Genomic DNA, 19,154 nt, shown 5'->3' on the forward strand with positions numbered 1-19,154 from the left:
GCCTATTTGCCAGTTTAGTTTGTCACATAAAAATAAATTAAATTAAATGTGTATACTTACAATATTTTCAATTTTATGTTTAGACATAAATGCAATTTGATGATAATTTAACCTCTAGAGCAGCTCGAAAAGTAAAGAATATTCTAGGGGGAACTAAAAAGTGAAAAAATTAGGTCTATCTTTTATGATGCTTATGATTATGTTGGGCATGATTGCAATTAGTCCGGCAAATGCTGCATCAAGCCCGTTTAGAGGTGGATTATTGGACGATGTACCTATTCAAATCGGTACGATTGTTGGACCATCTTCAGGAACAGCCGACTCAAAAATGACGGATAATGATACATCGTCAACAACATATTTTAGAAATGAGAGTGTGGCTTGGTATACTTTCTCAACGCCACAAGAAATTTCAGCTGTTGTCGTCTACAGCACCCAAAAAAATAATACTATGGAATTTTACGATTCCAGCAACCAATTATTACTTACATACAACGCCGTAAACAATAATGGAATTCAGTCTCTACCATCAGTCATTCATAACGTATCCACTGTAGTATTGAAACCGGAAAAAGGCAGCGGTATAAAGGAATGGAATGTATTTACTAAGCCTTCTGCTGCACCTTCACCTACAAATATCACTTGGATTCAGGGCGGTGATAAATTTGTATATTTGGAGTGGGCTTCTACTGGAGCAAAGACATACACTGTTAAACGTTCACCGTCTCCAAGTGGCTCCTTTGAGGTAATTGCTTCTAATGTTACGGATACTTTTTATACAGATAAATCGGTTAACAACGGAACTACATATTATTATGCCGTGTCATCTGTAAACGAAGCGGGGGAAAGCGTAAATTCCGCCGATAAAAGTAGCGCCACGCCGAATGCAACGAAGTATACGGGCGGATTGTTGGACGGTTTACCGATTAGTGTGGGGAATTCACTAGCTAGTCCTACATCAACTGAACGCAGTATGACGGATAATAATGCTTCAACGAGTAAATATTTTAGAACTGAGAGCACAGCATGGTATACGTTTGCATCTCCGGAGGAGATATCATCCGTTCTTGTGGACGGAGGGTTAAATAACGTGGTGGAGTTTTATGATGCCAACAACAAGCTATTGAAGTCTGTTCCATTGGCAAATAACGATGGCATTCAGTCACTTCCATCCGTGATTCAAAATGTTTCCACAGTTGTTCTGAAACCGGGGCCTAATAGTAGTGGGGTCAAACAAGTAAAAGAATGGAATGTCTATTCCGTTCCTTCTGCCGCTCCCTCTCCTACATCCATTACATGGAAAGAAGGCAGGGACAAACTCGTTTTAATAGAGTGGGTTCAATCTGGGGCGAAATCATATAATGTAAAACGATCCAACTCTTCAGGAGGTAAGTATTTCACGATTGCTTCGGGGGTATCTGGTACATCATTTACTGACAGAACAGTAGATAACGGCACAACCTATTATTACGTTGTATCTGCAGTTAATGAAGTAGGGGAAAGTGGGGATTCTAAAGAAATAAGCGTCACGCCGAATGCAACGAAGTATACGGGTGGGTTATTGGACGGAGTCCACATCAATGTTGGCGATGTACTAACTAAACCCAAAAAGACGGTTCGCGAGTATACGGATAATGACCCCTCAACTGGATCGTACATCGCTAATGGAGAGATGGCATGGTACTCCTTTGCTTCACCGGTAGAAGTTTCGGCTGTTATTTTACATGCAAATGCTCTAGGTAATATGGAATTTTATGATGTAAATAATAATTTGTTGTATTCGTATAAACCTTTAGTAAATGATAAAGTGGAAACACTTCCTGAAAAAATTAAAAATGTTACAACAGTAGTATTGAAGTACTCGTCCGGTACGCGAATTATGGAATGGAATGTGTTTGGAGAATCAGCAGAACAACCAAATCCTGCTTCCATTCAATTAACTGCGACGGGTGGTAATAAAAAAGTATCACTACATTGGAATAGCACTAATAGTGCACCTAGTTATAACATCATGCGGAGCACTGTTGCAGGAGGCTCATACAAGACAATTGCAACTGTTACAGGGAGCACTTATGACTACGTCGATTCATTAGTAACCAACGGTACTATATACTATTATGTAGTAACTGCTGTTAGTCCACAAGGTGAGATTGGGCAGTCCAATGAAGCATCTGCTACTCCGAACTCAGTTGAAGTTACACCACCAGGGACTGACGAAGATCAGTATGGGAATCGCGCTCTATTAAATATTGTTTTAAACAATGGGATATCAAAAGAATTCGATCTTTCTATGAAGGAAGTAAACGCATTTATTGCATGGTATGAAGGTCGAGCTTCTGGAAATGGCTCCGTGATGTTTGCATTTGACAAGCATAATAATAATAAAGGGCCATTTAAGAACCGTAAGGAATATGTATTCTTTGACAAAATCATTACCTTCGAAGTGAATGGATATGATGCGGATGGTGGCTCTACTAGTAATAGTGGAGATGAGAACCACTCTAATCCAAAAGAAGAATATTAATCACACTCAAAACAGAGATGACTTCTGAATTTACTCAGAGGTCATCTTTTTTCATTCCATTATCGTTTTTGTTAGAAGTGGGTTGTTTTAATGCACAATACCGTCAAGCACTGATCTAAGCCGCCCATCTACTTGAGCGAGGAAGAGCAGCAGTTCTTCTAGCAAAGCGACGCCATTCTCCGTGACGATCAAATGTCCAGAAGCAATTTCACGGTACTGTGAACCGGAGATCAGGGCAGCAAGTTCTTTCGTCTGCTCAACAGGCACCATGCGGTCATGGGTCAATCCAATAACGAGAGTTGGAGCGGTAATACTGCCTAGGAGCGGACGCAGATTGATGCGGGTATCAAGTTCGATGTGATGGTTCATCTCCGGCGCAAGATTTTGAGCAAGATCATCCGCCATCGCCAGCAACTCATGAATGGTATACCGATGCAAATAATCGGAGCTGTAGCCGGTATGCATTAGGAATTGTGCGAATGCGGTACGATCGGAATTGAGTAGTTTGTGCCATAAATCGAATTGGAAATGTACCGACACGTCTGACTCTACCCATCCTGCAACCAGCGTAAGCGACTGTATGCGCATTGGGTATTTGGCTGCCAGAGCTGCGGCAATCTCTGCTCCTAGCGAGTAGCCAATGACATGAAATTGCTCGAATCCTTCCTGGGAAGCGACGGCAAGATGCTGTTCCACCACATCGTCCAGCTCCAGGCGTGAGTTTGTTCCCAACTGACCGTAGTTGGGTGACATGACGGTGAAGTGGGAGGACAGGGTATGACTTAATTCTTCCCACAATTGATGGGTTGCTCCTGTCCCATGGATGAGCAATAAGCCTGATCCGCTGCCTTCAACGGAATATAACACCTCTACAGAATCCTTCTTCACAATTTTATCCATTTCATCCACCGCCCATATGATATATTGAGACTGTCGACTGATCATTTTGATTGGCGCTTATCTTTTCGATGCTAATCATAATTTATGAACGTAATTAATGTAAGTACGCACTTTTTGGTGAAATACTTACCGTAAGGAGAGTATGAGATGACAAGTCCGTCTATGTATGAAATGAACGGAAAGCAGTACCAGTGTGCAATCGAGTTGGCAGTCTCTATCATTTCGGGGCGCTGGAAGCCGACTATTATTTGCAAACTGTTTGCAGGCAAGCATCGTTATGGGGAACTGAAGAAAGGGATTGTTGGCATTAATCATAAAATGCTTGCGGAACAGCTTAAGGAGTTAGAGTCTGCGGGAATCATCCATCGTCATGCGTATCCTGAAGTTCCGCCTAAGGTAGAGTACGAATTAACTGAGCTTGGGATGAAATTAAAGCCAATCATCGATCAATTGCAGGAGTGGGGGGAGCTATTCCAGCTGTCCAATCCGCGAGAGGGGATCCCAGCAGAGAATAACATGGTAACTGACCTTTAGTGCCATGTGGCGATCGAGAGAGAGAGGCAAAATGTAAGAATGCCAGGATACTTTGGCTCCTTTACAGATATAGTAGGCGGAGCTTCATGAAATTGTGCCATAAAGTCTGTGGAAAATCACGCCGAGGTGATGGTAGAATATGGTCTAGTGATGGATAGAGAACTTTCAATTTCATAGAGAAAGGAATCGTATACATGAAAAACGTTATAAATGCGGGAAAATGGATGCTGGCGGCGGTATTGAGCTTAGGGATAATTGGAGTATCCAATGCATCCGTCGTATCGGCAGAGCAGAAATCAAGCAACGCAATTCAAGAATATGGATCGAACTCGTTAATTAAGAAAGACAAAACCTATTGGGTGTGGGGAAATTATCAGGCTGTGCCGACTCAATTGCATGGAGTTGGCCCAGTAACACGGATCGTTGGCCCTTATGTGGTGACGGATGACAAGAAGGTATGGTATTTGAAAGGTAGCGCGATATCGCCAGAAATTAAGATTCACCCCGTAAGCGGCATAAATGATATGGTTTTCTGGAATGGCGATTTAGCTATTGATGCAGATGGAAAAGTTTATATTGTTGCAGACGAAGACAATGCTCAATTCAAGGAGCTGTCCGGCATCGATCAGGTTGAAAAAATAGCTGCGTACTCCCCTGAACATCCGAACCCGGAACGATGGTTTTTCCTGAAGAAGGACGGTACTGTATGGGAGGGAACGAATAAATTAACTTCGTTTGAGAAGGTTGCTTCCTTACCTCAGGTGAAGTCCGTGGCGAGCGGGCTGGTGCTTAAAAAGGACGGCACGGTGTGGAGCTGGCCGCTTCAATTTCCGGCGGGAAGCACCCCAGCTCCTTCGCAAGTTGATGGTTTGGCTGCGATCCGATCCATCTATTCAAATAGAGAAGCGAATCTGGCAATCGACTCTGCATCTCGCCTCTGGTTTTGGGGTGGTACGTGGACGGGGGTGTCCGACGTAACGACGGTTCATGACAATCCGAAGCCGATTCAGTTGAAGAATATCTCTGATGTGAAAGAAGCGTATGTTGTGGAACGTTCAATCATTGCGCTCACGAATGGCGGAAACGTATATCAAGCGTCTATTGAAACCGAATCGATGTCAAGCGGCGCCAAGTTTGAACTTATTGCTTCGAATATCAGCTCGGTAAAGGCTGGCTGGAGACATATCATCATGCAGAAGGCAGACGGCTCTCTATGGGGCTGGGGCGTTAACAATGATGCGGATTTGGGAAACGGGGACTATGAGTTTATGCATGCGCAGGCCGTGCCGGTACACCGTGCGGTATCGCTTGTGTTGAATGGAGAGACTGTTAAGATGAACAACGGCGTTGTTATTCGCAACGGTCAAGCCTTCGTGCCGATTCGTTCGATATTCGAGAAGCTGGGTGCCACGATCAAGTTTGATATACTAAGCAAGGTTGTCACGGTCAGCCGCTCCAATGCGGGTACTGGCAGCGCGGAATTGACCATTGATGTCAACTATAAGTCGGGGACAATGACGCTGAACGGCAAGGAAGTTCAGTTGGACAACAAGCCTTTTGCGATTAAAGGAACCTCTTATTTGCCGCTTCGCTTCATTAGCGAGAAGCTGGGAGCGAAGGCAGAATGGGTGCAAAAGGAAGATAAAATTTCGATTACGATGAAATAGGGAGTATGAATAGAGTCTTGCTCCGGTTATGACAAATACCGGGCAAGGCTCTTTTTTAATAAAATGAGTGTTCTCAAGCTTCATCTCGATCCCTTGGAGTAGTCTCTGTTATGCAGGTTATATACATCTTCTTGTCGAAGATATTATTTTCCCTCGGTCGATTCCAACCCAATGATATGCTTAACGAACTACTTATCGTAAGAAAAGGCAGGGGAGCAGTGTGGACAATCTAAAGAGCAAAAAAATACTTATTGTGGACGATGAACCTGATATTCGAACCATGATCGATATGCTGCTGCGCAAAGAGGGATATTATCGAATTTATACGGCATCCGACAGCAAATCTGCACTAGCCGCGTGCCGCAGGGACAAGCCTGACATAGCCATCTTGGATGTAATGCTTCCAGATCAGGACGGCTTCGCGCTACTGACGGCCATCCGCCAATTCTCCAGCATGCCGGCGCTGTTCTTGTCTGCGAGGGGCGAGGATGAGGATCGGCTGCTCGGATTAGGTCTAGGAGCCGATGATTATATTGTGAAGCCTTTTTTGCCAAGGGAGCTGATTCTTCGTCTGAACGGCATTTTGAAGCGAGTGTACCAGACGCATCAGGAGGAGAGGTTGCCGACCTTCCACTTGGAAGGATGTACAGTGGATTTAGAGAGCGCTGTAGTGTATCGAGAGACTGATGGGGATAGAGAACGCGAGCAGCCGCTTACGGCCAAGGAGCATGCCATTCTTATGAAGCTATATGAGAATAGAGGACGTATTGTGACGACTGATGCATTGTTCCAGGCCGGTTGGGGCGATGATGGCGCCAGTTATGAAAATACGTTAATGGTGCATATCCGGCGAATTCGGGAGAAGATCGAGGTGGATCCTTCCAAGCCTTGTAGTCTTCTAACGGTTAGAGGGCTCGGATATAAGCTTATGGTGAAGGAGCCATAGGACGATGGATAATATTATCCGACTTATTCGCCGGTTTACGGGCGTTACGTTTGTCATTTTTGCCGGAATTATTACTTTGAATTTGGTTATGCTCGGTTTCTTCGTGTTCAAAGAGATTAACGCCGGACAATCTCCACAGCATGCCGTGGAGTATGTTGCGAATCATTTGCAGCGGAATGGACAGTCACATGTATTAGACATATCCTCCCGCCAGATGCTGGAGGATACCGAGGCATGGGCGATGCTGCTTGATGAAGGCGGCCAAGTCATATGGGATTACAAGCTGCCTGAAGACGTCCCGCGTGCGTATTCCTTAACCGAGGTTGCCAAGTTCACCCGTCATTTTTTGCAGGAGCATCCGGTATACGTATGGGAACATACAGATGGACTGGTCGTACTTGGTTATCCGAAGGATAGCTATGCGAAGTATCATTTCGACTTTCTCGTGCCATGGATACGTTCTTTACCCCAGAAAGCCTTATTCCTGTTGCTAGCAAACATCGTACTCGGCTGCGTGCTGGCTATCATAATTGGTACTCGGCTTGCCCGATCATTGAAGCCGCTCACAGGCGTTGTTAACGCGCTAGGCAAGGAAGAGGCCGTCCGTGCAGAAGAGAAGGGGATATTCGGCAATCTTGCGCGAAGCATCAATGATACCTCTGAGATGCTGCGAGTAAGGCAGGCGGCTCTTCGTACTCGCAATGAGGCGCGGTCGAATTGGATTGCGGGAATTTCCCATGACATTCGCACGCCTCTGTCCATGATTCTTGGGTATGCAAGTGCTTTGGAAGAACATGCTGAGATGCCTGAGGAGCAGAGGCAGCAGGCGGCGATCATTCGCAAGCAGGGCGAGAAGCTGCGGTCTCTCGTCAGTGACTTGAATCTGGTCTCTAAGCTGGAGTATGAGATGCAGCCCTTGAACATGGCGCCTATGCGATTGGCGGCACTAGCCAGACAGGTTGCTGTGGACTTTCTGAATCAAGGGCTGGATGAGCGGTATGCGATTGAATTGCAGATCAAGGAAGAGCATATTCAGGCTGAAGTCGATCGCAAGCTGATGCTTCGTGCCATCACGAATCTGGTGCAGAATTGCATCGACCATAATCCCGATGGCTGCGGCATTTCGCTCCTTGTCAATCAATCAGCTGATGGTTCGGCTTGTCAGTTTACGGTAATGGATAACGGAGTAGGAGTTCAGCGTGAAGCGCTGGAGGATCTGTTGAAGCTGCCATACTCCTCGGAGAGGCAGAACTTGCGACAGAACGGACATGGCTTGGGACTTCCTATGGTGGCTAGAATTGCCGAAGCACATCGCGGACAGCTGCTGCTGGAGAGTGACACGGGGCAGGGCATGTGCGCTACAATTGAGCTGCCAAGCTGTTCGGCTAAGGCAGCTAGTAGCTAATCTAAGCTAACATAAAGACGAACATAGACAGTTAGTAGAATTGTATAATGGTGTTCTAGTATTTATGGAATATACATCATGACGTTCAACGTTCTTGATCAATGAATATGCTAATATGCTACTCAGTTAAGCAATCACGAAAAGGGCCGTTCTCTGATCAGCGTATGATCCAGAGAGCGGCCCTTGGTTGAATAAAACTACTATGGCTTATAGGTTCTCCTTATGTTCTCGGGAAGAGTGTCATAGGGAACTTCATGCCAATAGGTAACACCTCGAAGCCTTGTCGTATACAGCTCCAGATAAGCTCCTTCACGTAATTGCTTGCTGGTGGTAAAGTCCAGTTGTTTTTGACTCCCTTGGCTATCAAAAGCGAGGAGGCTGTATTCATATCTGCCGTTCTTGTTTTTCATCGCTTCGTTACTGTTGATTTGTACATAATATATCGTCTTCCCTTCCGGGTTGTCCGGCGCTAGTCTTTCCGGAGCAAGGAAGAATATACCGAATGCTACGACGGCTGCGAACAACAGCACGGCGATAAGAATTATTTTTTTCATTTCAGATTCCCTTTCTGGAGCGAATTAGGCTTGTATGACATCATTCCTCTGCAGGCTGCGAATGGCGAGACTAGTGAATAGAACAATATAAATGCCACTGATCATATAGAATTGGATAAGCTCCGCACTATTTAGACTTTCCTGACTGATTACACCCATACCAATCGTCAGCATGGAATACGGCAGCAGCATGCCGAACTTCGCGACATACAGCCCCAACCCAAGGAAAACAGCGCATAAGCAGATGCCGATCGGCGCCGCAAAGCTGCGGATTCGCAGCGAGAGCACAAGCTGGATGGCAGCTATCGCGAGAGAGGATATCCATCCTCGAAATATCCATCCTATCGCATCGGGAGGAAAGGCCGAGGAGATACCAAGCAAATACCCCGTACCGAAATATAGAGTGAAAAATATCAACTGAACAAAAAACAGGAGCGCTCCAACAACAATCAGCTTGGCTATGATGACGCTGGCAATGGATACAGGGGCCGTCAGTACAGCATTCCAGTTCCGGTTCATATGCTCTAATCTGCATGCATAGGCACAACAGATAGCGATTAGCACAGGGAGGAAGAACATGCCATAAAAGAGAGCAGCTTGCGTCCACAAGCTGTACCATTCCTGCTGCAGAACCTCTCGATTGAAATAATAATTCGCACAGCCAATTACAAGACTAATAACGGGAAGAACAACAAGAATGATCCAAATTCGAGAATGCCGCAGCTTCAGAACTTCGGCGGAAACGCTTCGTAACATATCGATTAACCTCCTATACTTCCTTGCGAGAAACATGTATATTGCCTGCCGCGTAACATGCGGCAGCGATGAGCAGCACCGCAGCTATCAGAATGGGACTTGGCGGCTGCATCACGTATGTTGCGGTTTTCTCTGTATATAGATAGGAGACAGGAGACAGTCCGGAATAGTAAGACCATATAAATATCCGGCGTACGAATGCAGGAAATAGATCCGCTGTCATGCCAATAAAACCGCCAATCATGCCTAGGCACAGGGCAAAGGATTGATTCTTTACGATAAGGGAAATCCATTGCTGCAAGGCAATGATGGCTATGCTTGTCAGAAGTGCTCCTCCAATATGCAAAATGAGCAGCCGCAGCGGGATCGAATCGAAACCGTTCATCATGCCGAACGCGAAAATAATGCCAGCCTGCAGGACGAGGTAAAGGAAGAGAATCGATGCAGCGCATATGAATTTGGCAGCATAGATGCTGTTCCGATTCATATGCGTTGCCATTAGCAGCTTCCATGTGTTTCCTTTGTGCTCCATGTCGCACAAGCGCGATACGACGATAGCCGAGATAATCGGGAGAAATAAGCCGTTCATGGAAGATGTTGTTGCAATTATCGTTTTCCAGTCCGCGCTGCTGGGATTACGAGCGATCGACATCGTTGTTGATACCAACGCCCATAGCATTTGAGCACCCAGAAATAAGGCTGCCATTGCGAAGATACGCTTGCGGCGAAGCTTGAAATATTCTAGGGACAAAGCTCTAATCATAAGCTCCTCTCCCTTCCGGTAAGCTCCAAGAATATATCCTCCAGTGTTCTTTTGCGTTCTTCGATACGAAGAACATCAATACCGTTCAGCACGAGTTCCTTATTCAGTCTCGCCACTTGTTGATCGCTCATATGCTCGATCTGTAAGCATTCGTCCTGCAGGCTGGCCATATAGCCCTGAGTTTGCATCCATGCTGCGGCTGCGGCATTATTGCCCGTTCGAATTGCGAGTGACGATCTATTTCGCTCCTGCAGCGTCTCCATTTTCGCTTGGAAGAGTAGATTGCCGTCATTAATAATGCCAACGGAGGTGGCGATCTGCTCAATTTCAGAGAGCAGGTGACTGGACAGAAGCACGGTGATTCCGTACTGCTGCGGCATTGATTTGATCAGCTCGCGAATCTCCCCGATGCCTGCAGGGTCTAACCCGTTTGTAGGCTCATCCAATATGAGCAGCTTGGGGTAGGAGATAAGAGCCATAGCTATACCCAGCCGTTGCTTCATGCCGAGTGAGTAATGCTCTACTTTTTTGTTTTTCTGGTTTTCAAGTCGGACAATCTTCAGTGCCTCATCTATATTTTTTCTTGGAACCCCGCGTAATGTCTGCATGACCCTCATATTTTCAAGTCCAGTCAAATGACTGTAATAAGAAGGAGATTCAATCAAGGAACCGATCTGATTAAGGATAGAACGCCGATGTTTGCCGAGCTCCTGACCGAATAGGGTAATGCGGCCATCGGTGGGCTTGGCAAGACCAAGCAGCATCTTCAAGGTTGTGGATTTTCCCGCCCCATTCGGGCCGAGGAAGCCGTATATTTCGCCTTCAGGAACCTCAAGGTCAATTTTGTTCACCCGACATACATGGTTATAAAATTTCGAAAGGCCGCAAGTAGCAACGACGGGTTGGGTATTCATCGAGTATCTTCAACTCCATTTCGTATCATTCAAATTATGATTTCATGCTTCAACTGTAAGTCCCGAACCTTTCATAAGGCTGAAATTTACCTTACGCCAACCTTAAATGATGGTGTATGTAAGAAAGATGAGAAAAAGTTGAGACGAAGGAACCGGGCTTCTGAATTATAGTAAAGGCAACAAGAAAGTACTCTCGAATGTACGAGGTTGAAGATGAGAGGAACAGATGGAACAGATGGAACAGATATGGGAGATGGAGGAGTAGATATGAGTTCAATGTCGATAAAACAAGTGGTCGTTCGTGTCGAGGACATTATCGAGCAGTTAGGGTTAGATGAGGAGGCCGTTCTGCAGGAATTGCGGGAAGAGGTCAAGATACATAAGGAGGGCCTTAAGGCTGAGATGTATTGAATCATCAGCCCAAGGCCCTGCTGTGCTGTTAATGAAGTCCCTTGCTTTTCATCATCTCGGTCATATTTTGAACAGCCTTGTTTAAATAGCGATAATAGGTGGCGCGGCTCATATTGCAGGCAAGCGAAGCAGCGATGTGATTATGAGGATGCAAGTTGTAGGCCGTATTTAGGAGAAGCAGATCCTGCTCTTGAAGGCGGTATGTGTTGTGCTCAAGGATAGATAGCAAGCGTGCTTGCAGAGCGACTCCGTTCGCAATTGTAGGAAAGAAGCGGGTATAGTGATTTAGTTTGCCGGGCTCGTGCAGGCAGGATAGCATTTTCCGAACATCTTGTACGGTGATCGTGCTTCCTTGCTCGCTGGAATTGCTTGTCTGCTCCGTGAAGAAGGACATGATCCATTCCCCGAATCGTTCTTGTCTTAGATCAAGCTCCAAAATATCCGCTCTTGCGTATGAAGTATCACAATTCCTTGTACGTGTGGGACGAAGCTGGAACCCAACCTGCTGCAGGAATGTCTTCAAATTCGGATTGGTGGCAACCAGCACTGCGCGTGAGCCTTGACCAAGTAAGGAGAGCCGATCTCGGGTAAGCAGGCCGACGATCTCTTCTCGAGTGAACATGGGATGCTTGTCTGTAGCTGCTGCTAAGACAGCGTAGTACGTATCCGCCTGATCTGCGCTGTAGGCTAGTTCCTCTTGCGTGAAGCATTCATGAAGTTCGGAAGGTATGTATTGTTCCATCAGTCGGCTTGTATCCCGATGCATAAGCAGCAACATGAACATGCCGATAGGCTTGCCATCCGCTTCGCGCAGAACCACAATACTCTCTGGAAATTGTTCAACGAGTTCATCCATAAATTGATGGTAGATGCTACGCTGCCATGGATCGATGCTGTAGTCGCACCACTGATCCAGCAGTTCATACAGCACAGGCAGATCGGCTTCGGTCACAATTTCGAGCGGCGAGTCAGGCGAGTCTACCGTCCAGTCTGCATACAGGCGATCAGATTGGAGGGTATCCTTGCACAAATAGAGCAGCTTAGCCGCTATTTCGCGCCTATGATGAAGATCTACATGGCGAAATTGCTGATAGAGAAGCTTGGCTGCCTTCGTTCGAAGCTCTTCCAATCGCTCGGGCTCTCTTGCTCGGAAATCCCGATGCAGATGCATACGGGCAATATCATGCAGAGCAATGCCATCAGGAACGGTTCGAATAAAAGACATGCTCTGCAGCAGCCGATATTGCTGAATCGTGACAGGGCGCCCCAGGAACTTCGAGAGCATCTCTTGGTTGGCTTGCTGCAGCACGATCAATGCATCGACGCATGGCTGAACTTCATCGGTTGTGAGTTCACGCAGTAAATGGGCGCTGATCGTCTGGGAGACAATACTCGTATCCTTGTTCGACAGCACTTGTTTCTTTTGAACAGCTTCTACTGCAAGTGCCAGACCGAGCGGGTGGCCATCTGAGCTCCGAGCAATTTCCCCGCTTATCTCCTTCGAGAATGCACCTGTGTGTGAAATATAGTCCATCGTCTCCGCAAACGAAAAATGGGCCAGCGGCAATTCGGTAATGTGTCTCCCCCTGTGCGGATTCGTTTTCCATACAAGTGGGATAGGGGAGCGTGAGGCGAATACGAGGAGGACACCCTGTGACGACATCTTTGGCCAAAATGCATTCATAATCCAGCCTTCCAGCAGTGATATATGCTCGGAATTGTCAATAAAGATAGCGATGCGATGGGAAGCGTGAGCAGAAATAAGTACTTCGAGCGGATCGACAGGCTGACGATTATATCGTTCTAATTGAATGGCGGACGCTAAGTATTCGAAAAATCCTACGGGCGTTGTCAAGCATGAGCGTCCGTCCAGCCAGATGCTCGTCCAATGTCGTTGCTGAACGGCAAGCATCATCTCCGTCATGAGCGAGCTCTTGCCTATGCCGCCCATGCCAGATATGTATAGAATACGGGAAGGGGCTTGGGGATCGTCGAGCCAGTCGATGACGTGACTCATTTCTTTGCTGCGCCCGATGAATGGTTTGGTATGTTCCAACCAATGGAGCTGCACGGTATCGGCTGCGCCTCCTTGTGATTCATTTATATCTCATGTTAACGATTCCCTTCTCATCTGGCAATATTGATAAGACAACAGACTGCTTGTGTAGAGAGCATACTTGAGGAGTATATTATCGATTAGCTTTAACATCATAACTGTGTAGAACCGAGCGGTATCAGGAGTATTTCCTGAGCATCCTCGGTTCTTTTTATTATATTCATGAACAGTGGGTCTATAATGGTTTTAAATATATTTATCTGGATGACGGTGTAGTAACGAGTATTCAAGAATAGTCTCCCTTTTTAATGAATCGAGAGGTGAACGGGAATTATCCTGTTTACCTCTTTTTTGCTTAGCAAACTCATCGTTATATTCGGAGATTAGAAGAAGATGCCACATGAAAGTAACTGCACGCGTTCGAGCATACTGCATGCCGCGGATCGCGTGCTAGGGAAGGAGGAGATTATATTGATAAACAGAAAATGTATTGCTCGTCAATGGTGACCTCGCATCTTTGTCCAGTGTCGGTGAATCCGGTTTTGATGTACAACCGTTGTGCAGGGATATTTTTATGATTCACAGCCAGTACAATTTCGTTGCAATCCGGAAAATGTTCAGGTATAAAGCTCTTCAAAAGCTCTAGCCCTGTTGAAGCATATCCCTGCCCCTGCTTCGCATAATCGATAGAGAAGGACGTAAGCAGCAGCGCATGTGGATTCTCGGAATATTCCTGAACTCTTGCATTCTTATTCAATACAAAAAAACCTACCGGCTGATTGCCAGCTGTTATGACGATAGGGTGCTGACCATCAGAGGTATCCAATCGTTGATTCGGCATTGCAGCAAACTGTTTTTGCTCCGCAGGGAGTTGATAGGATTGGAGTGCCTCCAAATATGCAGGCTTGTAAAATTGCAGTTCTACTGTAAGCTGGTTCATCTTCTCGATTTCACCTCTGTTTTTACAAGAATGGGGATAGAACCCTTTTTGGAATAGTGTAGCAATTAGGATGTGTGTTATCAATAAAAACCTGAATCAAGGAAGCTATTCATCTCCGATGAAATATGAACCTTTTTGATATATGGAGGATACTATTCCCATTCTGTTGAATGTAAGGACAAGAGTTGTTGGTTATAGAGCTCCGTCTCGTTGCGAGTCGTGCTGCATCTAACATTCGATATATCCGATCATTCGAAGGAGATGGAATGAAGATGAAGATGATAGACTTAAGCGTATCGATTAGTCCGCGCATTTGCGAGCCGCTCCCGGCTAAGATTGAATATTCCAGTCACAAGGAAGGCGCTCAGCAGGCAGCCGCCATTCTTGGACTTAAGCCAGATGATTTCCCAGAGAGCCAAGCCTGGGCTACCGAAACGGTGACCTTGAACACGCATGCCGGTACACATGTTGACGCGCCGTGGCACTACTGGCCAACCTCGGAGGGCAAGCCGGCAAGAACGATCGACGAGCTCCCGCTGGAATGGTTCTTCTCTGATGGTGTGCTGTTTGATTTCAGCAAGAAGCCGACCGGCTATGAGATTACGACGGATGATTTGGTTGCTCAGCTGGCACGGATCGGCTACACGCTGAAACCTTATGACATTGTGCTTATTCGTACCGATGCGGACAAGCGCCTCTATGAGGAGCATTATGCCTTTCTGCACGCTGGGGTATCTGCGGAAGCGACTCGTTGGCTGATTGAGCAGGGCATTAAGGTAGTAGGTACAGATGGCTGGGGCTGGGATATTCCATTGAACCTTCAAGCTGAGGCGTATAAGCGTGAACCGAAGGATGGAGTGTTATGGGCGGCTCACTTTGTCGGCCAAGAACAGGAATATTGCCAGATTGAGAAGCTGGCGAATCTGGAACAGCTGCCGAAGCCGTTCGGTTTTAAGGTGTGCTGCTTCCCGGTAAAAGTTGAAAAGGCGAGCGCAGGCTGGGCGCGTCCGGTTGCTATTTTCGAATGAACGGCAACGAGACTAGAATCGGATTACATATAAGAGGTTCAGGAGATCGCAGTTTCATTCCACTACTGGGCTTTTGAATACAGACCTTACCGACCGATATTATGTCGCGTGGGGAATGGGCACGGTGCTGGAGCATTACGATAGATGATAAGGAGAATATTACTTCATGTCGATCATAATTCATACCATTTCATATGAACGTATCAAAGAATTAGCTGTCTTTATCGCTCGATTGAATCAAGAGAAGCAGCATCATGTTGGATTTTGTGGGGATCAGGAAGACGAAATTGCGGGCACGCTTTCCGAGGAGTTCTCTGATCTTGAGTTAGATACATCCTTCGTGGTTGCCTATGAACATGAACGAATCATAGGAGCCCTCGGCTTTGATGTCGACCTGGAACGCGGTGTGGCAGAGGTATGGGGGCCGTTCATCGATGAGGGAGCGAGATGGAACGACCTTGCACATGAGCTGTGGAGAGCGGGAATTAACCAGCTCGGTGACAAGGTAACGACACTGCACAGCTTTTATAATGAGGAGAACAAGCAGGCTCTGCAATTTATGGATGGCATATCGTCGTCAACATATTTGCATGCCCATTTGGTATTGGTATGTACCCGCTCTGCATTTGCCTATGCGCCGGCCCATACCCTACAGGAGATCACACCAGACTATGTTAATGCCTTCATTGCACTGCATGATGCTTCGTTCCCGAACACATATTACAGCGGACAAGAAATTATGAGCCGCCTTCAGGACGATCATCGGATATTTATTGCTGTCGATCACCAGCAGAGCTTGCTTGGCTACGTATATGTGGAAGCAGACTGCGACGCGCAGGAAGGAAATATCGAATTCATCGCTGTATCACCGCATGCGCAAGGACAAGGTCTCGGTACTTCACTGATACAAGAGGCACTGCGCTTCCTGCTCCTAGACAGGAAGATTGACGAAATCTCCTTATGTGTGGAGGAAGAGAATGGGAAGGCAATTTCCCTCTATCAGAAGGCAGGTTTTCAGCAGATGCATCGGCTATTGTTTTATAAAATAACCCGATAAATTTATGGATAATCCACAATAAACCCAATAAACCTTCACTGGATGTTGACCCTTATAAGGTGCGGCATGCGTGGAGGTTTTCTTTGTTGGGAGAATGATGAATGATACCTTACTTTGAAATATACATTGCTTTATAAGGTATAGATCGTATATACTGTCCCTGTACCTAATAAAGAAAGGTATACAGCGAGGAGTGACTTTGTTGAACGTCGATAAGGAAATATTGCGTGGTTACATTGATACGATCATCCTGAGTCTGCTGTATCATCAGGATTTGTACGGATATGATTTAAGTAAGGAAGTGAAGAAGCAGAGCCAGGGTTCCTTCGAGCTGAAGGAAGGCACGCTGTATCTCTCCTTTAAGCGTCTTGAGAACAATGGATACGTGACAAGCTATTGGCAAGAGGGAAGTGCGGCAGCTCGGAGAAAGTACTATCACCTCACGGAATCAGGCAGCGCCTATTTGAGTCATAAGAAGGAAGAATGGCTGTTCATGAGGAAATTAATGGATCAATTTTTAGAAGGAGTGGAATGACCATGACGTTAAATAAAGATACGGAACATAGAATGAAGCAGTTCATTAAGCAAAATACACAATTAAATATGGCAGGCAGCGATGAACTAACATACTTTGAGAAATTGGTTCAAAAAGCAAACGCAACGTTAGGAGAAGCGAAGAAGCAGGCAGCCAGATTCAAATGGACTTCGCAGAAAAATCGGGAAGCGCAAGAAGATCTGATGAGCTATATGTCCGATTACATTCAAGATCTCGTAACGGAAGAGGGAATATCGGAAGAGGATGCATTCGAGCGCGCGAAGGCCGCGTTCTCTGTGGAGAATCCAGATAATCCGCTGCTGCACAGCGAAGCGAAATGGCTGCATTATGGGGAGCCTGCTGTTGCGGAGGCGATAGGTCTCTACTACGGCGCGTTCATGTTCATTGGCTTGGCACTTGGTGCGCTTGTTGGCGTCATCCTGCAAATGGTCGTTCTGAAAGAGGGCATTGGCGTACTGTTCTTTATTGTCACAGGTATTGGCCTGATGCTTGGCTTGGCACTCGGAATGATGAAGAATGCACAGATCAGCTTAGGGCGGGATCGAATAGAATAAGCTCGCAGTTCATGTAGAGCCAGAGAGAACCGGAATGAACGACTTTCATTCCGGTTTTTTTATGGAGTACGCCAAGCTCATCTTAAGCGGAACAGACTAAACACGGATGGATCCCTTATTAGGTTTGACTAAGAGGGGATCGCTTACTGTCTAATATGGATTGCATTAATTACATGTTTATGGACATTTAACCTCATTCCAATGGCTGATAAACTCACATCATAATCATTCAATTCGATAGAGGTGAAGCCATGAATGGAGTACGTTACAAAATAAGAGAAGTATTGGATCAGAGCAAAATTGATTCATTTCTACGCCAAGCTCGCATTGGTCATCTTGGCATGGTCGATGGTCGTCTGCCGTATGTAGTTCCTCTCAATTTCGTTTGGACAGATGGCAAGCTTTATTTCCATGGAGCCACTGGCGGGAGAAGAAATCAGGTTATAAGTGAGAACCCGGAGGTCTGCTTTACGGTTTGTGAAGAGTATGGAACGATTACAGATCTGGTGCCAGCCAAAACGGACACAGCATATATGAGCGTAATGATTTTTGGAAAGGCAGAGCCTATCGCCGATCTGGATGAAGCTACACACATGCTGCAGGAAATGATTGATAAGTATGTGCCAGATTACTATAATCGTCCGTTACCCAAGCAGCACGTGGACAAATACCGGTCAGCTGTATTCGGAGGTCCAGTTCAGGTATACCGAATAGATCCACATCATATCACCGCCAAAGAAAATCCGATTGAAGAGGGGAAAATGTTTGAGCCTGGAAAAACGGTGTAAAGAGGGGAGAAGACATGGGGCATCTAGTTGAAGAGAATCTCAATACCGTGAGGCAGCAGATGGAATTGGCTTGCCAAGCATCCGGGCGCAAGACAGAGGATGTGAAATTGTTGTTGGCAACCAAAACGGTACCGCTTGAAAAATTGCAAATAGCCATACAGGCGGGGGAGACTCTATTTGGGGAAAACAAAGCGCAGGAACTTCGGGACAAATTTCCGCTTATGCAGCAATCTAATCAGGTAGAATGGCATTTTATCGGACATTTGCAAACGAATAAAGTGAAGGACGTTGTCAAATATGTTACGCTCATTCATTCTGTAGACCGTTTGAAATTGGGGCAGGCCCTGGACCATCAACTCGCCAAAGAGAACAAGACTATGGATATTCTGGTGCAAATCAACACTTCCTACGAAGAAAGTAAATTTGGTGCTTCTCCGGAAACGGCACTGGAGTTGGTGGAACAATTGTCCCAGTTCGACACGTTGAACGTGAAGGGCTTAATGACGATTGGAAAACTAAATGCGACAAACGACGAGACCCGGCACTGCTTCCGATTATTAAAATCGATTCAAACCCAAGTTAGGGAGAAAAAGTTCCCGCGTGTAGAAATGGATATCCTCTCGATGGGCATGTCTGGTGATTTCAAGGTGGCTATCGAAGAGGGGGCTACTATCATCCGCGTAGGGACAAGCGTATTCGGGCAACGTTACTTGCCGGACAGCTATTACTGGAACGAAAATGCGCGCCAGGACGATTAGGAGAGAGACAGGAGAGCGATTACGAACACAACATTTTCTACAT

The 19,154-nt window shown here is 46.1% G+C and carries 19 protein-coding genes; 12 read left to right on the plus strand and 7 right to left on the minus strand.

Features of this window, described 5'->3' with window-relative positions; all coding sequences use genetic code 11:
* Window positions 1-160 precede the first annotated feature (160 nt).
* Complete coding sequence (locus BBG47_RS00480; RefSeq protein ID WP_254659708.1) at window positions 161-2,524, plus strand: fibronectin type III domain-containing protein; 2,364 nt, start codon at window positions 161-163, stop codon at window positions 2,522-2,524.
* An 87-nt stretch (window positions 2,525-2,611) separates the two neighbouring features.
* Here the strand turns inward: BBG47_RS00480 and BBG47_RS00485 are convergent, their stop codons facing one another.
* Entirely contained in the window at window positions 2,612-3,424 is an 813-nt protein-coding gene (locus BBG47_RS00485; protein ID WP_065290072.1) for an alpha/beta fold hydrolase, read from the minus strand.
* 147 nt (window positions 3,425-3,571) lie between these two features.
* On the opposite strand from BBG47_RS00485, the gene BBG47_RS00490 reads away from it, so the two are divergent.
* The 4 genes from BBG47_RS00490 to BBG47_RS00505 all read left to right on the plus strand — a co-directional run bounded on the left by BBG47_RS00490 (window position 3,572) and on the right by BBG47_RS00505 (window position 7,976).
* Window positions 3,572-3,958 (plus strand): winged helix-turn-helix transcriptional regulator, encoded by a 387-nt coding sequence (locus BBG47_RS00490; RefSeq protein WP_065290073.1) that lies wholly within the window; start codon window positions 3,572-3,574, stop codon window positions 3,956-3,958.
* Between the two features lie 194 nt (window positions 3,959-4,152).
* Window positions 4,153-5,625, plus strand: a complete 1,473-nt coding sequence (locus tag BBG47_RS00495) for a stalk domain-containing protein (RefSeq protein WP_083189010.1) — start codon at window positions 4,153-4,155, stop codon at window positions 5,623-5,625.
* Between the two features lie 220 nt (window positions 5,626-5,845).
* Window positions 5,846-6,571, plus strand: a complete 726-nt coding sequence (locus BBG47_RS00500; RefSeq protein WP_065290074.1) for a response regulator transcription factor — start codon at window positions 5,846-5,848, stop codon at window positions 6,569-6,571.
* A 4-nt stretch (window positions 6,572-6,575) separates the two neighbouring features.
* On the plus strand, window positions 6,576-7,976 hold the full coding sequence (locus BBG47_RS00505) for a sensor histidine kinase (protein ID WP_065290075.1): 1,401 nt from the start codon (window positions 6,576-6,578) through the stop codon (window positions 7,974-7,976).
* Between the two features lie 200 nt (window positions 7,977-8,176).
* Here BBG47_RS00505 and BBG47_RS00510 read toward each other — a convergent pair whose 3' ends face one another.
* Genes BBG47_RS00510 through BBG47_RS00525 form a run of 4 tightly spaced genes read right to left on the minus strand, consistent with a single transcriptional unit; the run spans window position 8,177 to window position 10,963 of the window.
* On the minus strand, window positions 8,177-8,530 hold the full coding sequence (locus BBG47_RS00510) for a YxeA family protein (RefSeq protein WP_065290076.1): 354 nt from the start codon (window positions 8,528-8,530) through the stop codon (window positions 8,177-8,179).
* Window positions 8,531-8,554: 24 nt separating this feature from the next.
* A complete protein-coding gene (locus tag BBG47_RS00515; RefSeq protein ID WP_065290077.1) occupies window positions 8,555-9,286 on the minus strand; it encodes an ABC transporter permease in 732 nt (243 codons plus the stop codon).
* Window positions 9,287-9,299: 13 nt separating this feature from the next.
* The gene (locus BBG47_RS00520) at window positions 9,300-10,049 is read right to left on the minus strand and encodes an ABC transporter permease (protein WP_065290078.1); all 750 of its coding nucleotides are present in this window, start codon (window positions 10,047-10,049) and stop codon (window positions 9,300-9,302) included.
* Complete coding sequence (locus BBG47_RS00525) at window positions 10,046-10,963, minus strand: ABC transporter ATP-binding protein (RefSeq protein WP_065290079.1); 918 nt, start codon at window positions 10,961-10,963, stop codon at window positions 10,046-10,048. Before BBG47_RS00525 ends, BBG47_RS00520 begins: the two co-directional genes overlap by 4 nt.
* Before the next feature lie 213 nt (window positions 10,964-11,176).
* On the opposite strand from BBG47_RS00525, the gene BBG47_RS29365 reads away from it, so the two are divergent.
* Window positions 11,177-11,374, plus strand: a complete 198-nt coding sequence (locus tag BBG47_RS29365; protein ID WP_139070660.1) for a hypothetical protein — start codon at window positions 11,177-11,179, stop codon at window positions 11,372-11,374.
* Between the two features lie 28 nt (window positions 11,375-11,402).
* On the opposite strand, the gene BBG47_RS00530 is transcribed toward BBG47_RS29365, so the two are convergent.
* Both BBG47_RS00530 and BBG47_RS00535 read right to left on the minus strand, forming a co-directional pair.
* Window positions 11,403-13,445: an ATP-binding protein gene (locus tag BBG47_RS00530; protein ID WP_065290080.1), complete on the minus strand. Its 2,043-nt coding sequence runs from the start codon at window positions 13,443-13,445 to the stop codon at window positions 11,403-11,405.
* Between the two features lie 451 nt (window positions 13,446-13,896).
* Window positions 13,897-14,370, minus strand: a complete 474-nt coding sequence (locus BBG47_RS00535) for a GNAT family N-acetyltransferase (RefSeq protein WP_021254129.1) — start codon at window positions 14,368-14,370, stop codon at window positions 13,897-13,899.
* Between the two features lie 272 nt (window positions 14,371-14,642).
* Between BBG47_RS00535 and BBG47_RS00540 the strand changes: the two genes are divergently transcribed.
* The 6 genes from BBG47_RS00540 to BBG47_RS00565 all read left to right on the plus strand — a co-directional run bounded on the left by BBG47_RS00540 (window position 14,643) and on the right by BBG47_RS00565 (window position 19,111).
* Entirely contained in the window at window positions 14,643-15,398 is a 756-nt protein-coding gene (locus BBG47_RS00540; RefSeq protein ID WP_094183109.1) for a cyclase family protein, read from the plus strand.
* A 166-nt stretch (window positions 15,399-15,564) separates the two neighbouring features.
* Entirely contained in the window at window positions 15,565-16,455 is an 891-nt protein-coding gene (locus BBG47_RS00545) for a GNAT family N-acetyltransferase (protein ID WP_065290082.1), read from the plus strand.
* Between the two features lie 202 nt (window positions 16,456-16,657).
* Window positions 16,658-16,990: a PadR family transcriptional regulator gene (locus BBG47_RS00550; RefSeq protein ID WP_065290083.1), complete on the plus strand. Its 333-nt coding sequence runs from the start codon at window positions 16,658-16,660 to the stop codon at window positions 16,988-16,990.
* A gap of 2 nt (window positions 16,991-16,992) precedes the next feature.
* The gene (locus BBG47_RS00555; protein ID WP_065290084.1) at window positions 16,993-17,565 is read left to right on the plus strand and encodes a hypothetical protein; all 573 of its coding nucleotides are present in this window, start codon (window positions 16,993-16,995) and stop codon (window positions 17,563-17,565) included.
* Between the two features lie 251 nt (window positions 17,566-17,816).
* Window positions 17,817-18,353 carry a pyridoxamine 5'-phosphate oxidase family protein gene (locus BBG47_RS00560; RefSeq protein WP_065290085.1) on the plus strand — a complete coding sequence of 179 codons (537 nt, stop codon included), beginning with the start codon at window positions 17,817-17,819 and terminating at the stop codon, window positions 18,351-18,353.
* Window positions 18,354-18,367: 14 nt separating this feature from the next.
* Window positions 18,368-19,111, plus strand: a complete 744-nt coding sequence (locus tag BBG47_RS00565; protein WP_065290086.1) for a YggS family pyridoxal phosphate-dependent enzyme — start codon at window positions 18,368-18,370, stop codon at window positions 19,109-19,111.
* The last annotated feature ends 43 nt before the right edge of the window (window positions 19,112-19,154 follow it).

Origin of the sequence: Paenibacillus sp. KS1 (assembly GCF_001680695.1) — a bacterium.
GTDB lineage: Bacteria > Bacillota > Bacilli > Paenibacillales > Paenibacillaceae > Paenibacillus_B > Paenibacillus_B suaedae.

Excerpts from the sequence above, each read along its gene's own strand:
- BBG47_RS00485 (WP_065290072.1), bottom strand. The coding sequence starts at position 3,424 with ATGGATAAAATTGTGAAGAAGGATTCTGTAGAGGTGTTATATTCCGTT.
- BBG47_RS00490 (WP_065290073.1), top strand. The coding sequence starts at position 3,572 with ATGACAAGTCCGTCTATGTATGAAATGAACGGAAAGCAGTACCAGTGT.
- BBG47_RS00495 (WP_083189010.1), top strand. The coding sequence starts at position 4,153 with ATGAAAAACGTTATAAATGCGGGAAAATGGATGCTGGCGGCGGTATTG.
- BBG47_RS00505 (WP_065290075.1), top strand. The coding sequence starts at position 6,576 with ATGGATAATATTATCCGACTTATTCGCCGGTTTACGGGCGTTACGTTT.
- BBG47_RS00510 (WP_065290076.1), bottom strand. The coding sequence starts at position 8,530 with ATGAAAAAAATAATTCTTATCGCCGTGCTGTTGTTCGCAGCCGTCGTA.
- BBG47_RS00515 (WP_065290077.1), bottom strand. The coding sequence starts at position 9,286 with ATGTTACGAAGCGTTTCCGCCGAAGTTCTGAAGCTGCGGCATTCTCGA.
- BBG47_RS00520 (WP_065290078.1), bottom strand. The coding sequence starts at position 10,049 with ATGATTAGAGCTTTGTCCCTAGAATATTTCAAGCTTCGCCGCAAGCGT.
- BBG47_RS00525 (WP_065290079.1), bottom strand. The coding sequence starts at position 10,963 with ATGAATACCCAACCCGTCGTTGCTACTTGCGGCCTTTCGAAATTTTAT.
- BBG47_RS29365 (WP_139070660.1), top strand. The coding sequence starts at position 11,177 with ATGAGAGGAACAGATGGAACAGATGGAACAGATATGGGAGATGGAGGA.
- BBG47_RS00535 (WP_021254129.1), bottom strand. The coding sequence starts at position 14,370 with ATGAACCAGCTTACAGTAGAACTGCAATTTTACAAGCCTGCATATTTG.
- BBG47_RS00540 (WP_094183109.1), top strand. The coding sequence starts at position 14,643 with ATGAAGATGATAGACTTAAGCGTATCGATTAGTCCGCGCATTTGCGAG.
- BBG47_RS00545 (WP_065290082.1), top strand. The coding sequence starts at position 15,565 with ATGTCGATCATAATTCATACCATTTCATATGAACGTATCAAAGAATTA.
- BBG47_RS00555 (WP_065290084.1), top strand. The coding sequence starts at position 16,993 with ATGACGTTAAATAAAGATACGGAACATAGAATGAAGCAGTTCATTAAG.
- BBG47_RS00560 (WP_065290085.1), top strand. The coding sequence starts at position 17,817 with ATGAATGGAGTACGTTACAAAATAAGAGAAGTATTGGATCAGAGCAAA.
- BBG47_RS00565 (WP_065290086.1), top strand. The coding sequence starts at position 18,368 with ATGGGGCATCTAGTTGAAGAGAATCTCAATACCGTGAGGCAGCAGATG.